At 45.5% G+C, this 2,355-nt stretch carries 4 protein-coding genes; all 4 read left to right on the plus strand.

The window, feature by feature from the left end:
- On the plus strand, positions 1–865 hold an 865-nt coding region (gene secY, locus NZ772_17560), incomplete at its 5' end, for a preprotein translocase subunit SecY (GenBank protein MCS6815364.1).
- Positions 865–1,434 (plus strand): adenylate kinase, encoded by a 570-nt coding sequence (locus tag NZ772_17565; GenBank protein ID MCS6815365.1) that lies wholly within the window; start codon positions 865–867, stop codon positions 1,432–1,434. The genes secY and NZ772_17565, both read left to right, overlap by 1 nt.
- Before the next feature lie 172 nt (positions 1,435–1,606).
- Complete coding sequence (gene infA, locus NZ772_17570) at positions 1,607–1,834, plus strand: translation initiation factor IF-1 (GenBank protein ID MCS6815366.1); 228 nt, start codon at positions 1,607–1,609, stop codon at positions 1,832–1,834.
- Positions 1,835–2,069: 235 nt separating this feature from the next.
- Positions 2,070–2,186: a 50S ribosomal protein L36 gene (gene rpmJ / locus NZ772_17575; protein MCS6815367.1), complete on the plus strand. Its 117-nt coding sequence runs from the start codon at positions 2,070–2,072 to the stop codon at positions 2,184–2,186.
- The last annotated feature ends 169 nt before the right edge of the window (positions 2,187–2,355 follow it).

The raw sequence follows: 2,355 nt of genomic DNA on the forward strand, positions 1-2,355 counted from the left end.
GGATAGCTGGGGGCCTGCTTTTGTATTTGAGACTACCCTTGCACTTACGGCTGGTTCCATGTTTGTCATGTGGCTCGGTGAACTGATTACCGAGCGTGGAGTTGGTAATGGTGCTTCCTTGTTGATTTTCATCAACATCGTGGCTGTCTTGCCCAGGTCTCTGCAAGAGACAATCCGACTCGCTAACGAAGACCGCAACATTGTGGGTGGCGCTATCCTACTGCTTATCGTTTTCCTAATCATGATTGTCGGCATTGTCTTCGTCCAAGAAGGTAGCCGACAAATTCCTATCATTTCAGCGCGTCGTCAGGTTGGGCGCAAGACTCAGCTAGAGCGCAAAAGCTATTTGCCGCTGCGTCTCAATCAGGGTAATGTAATGCCTATTATCTTTGCATCATCGGTTTTGATCTTGCCCGCTTTTCTGGCAGAGTCCTTCGGCAGTCCTTGGTTAATTCAGGTGGCTAATTGGTTGAATCCTAGCGGCTCCAGCCGATGGATATACGTGACTGCTTACTTTCTGCTTATTTTGTTCTTTAGCTACTTCTACACGTCTCTAATCATGAATCCGGTTGACGTAGCTCAGAACCTAAAAAAGATGGGTGCTAGTGTTCCGGGTATCCGTCCGGGACGAGCAACAAGTGAGTATATTGAACGGATTCTGAATCGGTTAACGTTCCTAGGGGCTATTTTTCTTGGTCTTGTTGCGATCGTACCTACGGCTGTCGAAAGTGCGACATCAGTAAGAACGTTTCAGGGGCTGGGTGCAACCTCGCTGCTGATTCTAGTGGGTGTGGCGATTGAAACGTCTAAGCAAATTCAGACCTATGTGATTTCTCAGCGGTACGAAGGAATGGTGAAGCAATAGTGGTACGAGTAATTTTTCTAGGCCCACCTGGAGCTGGCAAGGGTACACAGGCACAAGTTTTAGCAAATCTGGTTCAGATTCCCCATATTTCTACAGGAGAGATCCTTCGCCAAGAGGTCGCTCAGCAAACACCCCTAGGGCTAGAGGCTAAGACTTACATGGACAAGGGTGAACTGGTTCCTGATGCCTTAATTTTAGAGATGGTGCGTGGTCGTCTCAGTCAATCTGACGCAGCCTCAGGCTGGATCCTAGATGGATTCCCTAGAAATGTTAGTCAGGCTGAGTTCTTAACCCAGTTGTTGGCTGAAATTAATCAGCATTGCAGTGCAGCAATAAACTTGGATGTTCCAGAGCAGGTGTTGATAGCTCGACTTTTGGGCAGAGGCCGTGCCGATGATACTGAAGAAACCGTTCGCAATCGCTTAGTCGTCTACCACCAGCAGACAAAGCCTTTGTTAGACTTTTATCATAACCTTGGATTACTAGTTACCATCAACGGCGATCGTCCGCCTCAGGAAGTAACCGATGACCTAAGGCAGGTATTTACATCCCTAACATCACAAGTGTAGGCGGCATATTTGACTGGATTGTCAAGGAGTATATGCACGTTGCCAAGGGATTGATTTAGCAAATAGTTTAATAAGACTCTATAATTTTTGGTAAAACTCTATAATTTAATGTAAAGATTAAGTATTGACTGTGAAACACTTTAGCAAAGGTTGGTTTTGGGGGAATCACTGATTGTCTAAGCAAGACTTGATCGAAATGGAAGGCACTGTGACTGAATCCTTGCCGAACGCCATGTTTCGGGTTGATTTAGACAACGGGTTCAACGTATTGGCGCACATTTCCGGCAAGATTCGCCGCAACTACATCAAAATTCTTCCTGGCGATCGTGTCAAGGTAGAGCTAACGCCCTATGACCTTACAAAAGGAAGAATCACCTATCGATTGAAGAACAAAAAGTAGTAGCGCCTGGCAAGCTAGTTAGCTTTGCAGATTGCGTGAATTTTGACTGTCAAAGTCTGCCTAGTTTGTTAGCAAGCACCACAGAGACGACTGCCCCTTTTGTTAACTTAAGCTAGCCATACTCTTAAGCTAGCCATACTACGGGTTAGCATCTCCAAACTTGTATAAATGCTTGACAAGTTGCTAAATATTAGTTAATATACCAGTTTTGTATGATCATCCGACAAGGGGTACGATGAAGGTTCGAGCATCGGTTAAGAAAATGTGCGAAAAATGTCGTGTTATTCGTCGGCATGGGCGAGTAATGGTGATTTGTGCTGCCAACCCGAAGCACAAGCAGCGGCAAGGTTAGGTTCTAGTCCTTCGACCGAGTAATTGTCCATTGAGAATTATCAGCAGATGTAGATTATTGGGTGGTGCTAGAGAACTTGCTGTCTAAAAGTAACTGCTGTAGAGGATTGACAGTGATGACATCGTTATAACGGTTAGTTTAGCGTTCTGGTAGCAGGAAACATAGGAGA

This window comes from Cyanobacteriota bacterium (assembly GCA_025054735.1).
In the GTDB taxonomy this organism is placed as follows: Bacteria; Cyanobacteriota; Cyanobacteriia; order SKYG9; family SKYG9; genus SKYG9.

Coding starts and splice junctions, on each gene's coding strand:
- rpmJ (MCS6815367.1), top strand. CDS start 2,070: ATGAAGGTTCGAGCATCGGTTAAGAAAATGTGCGAAAAATGTCGTGTT.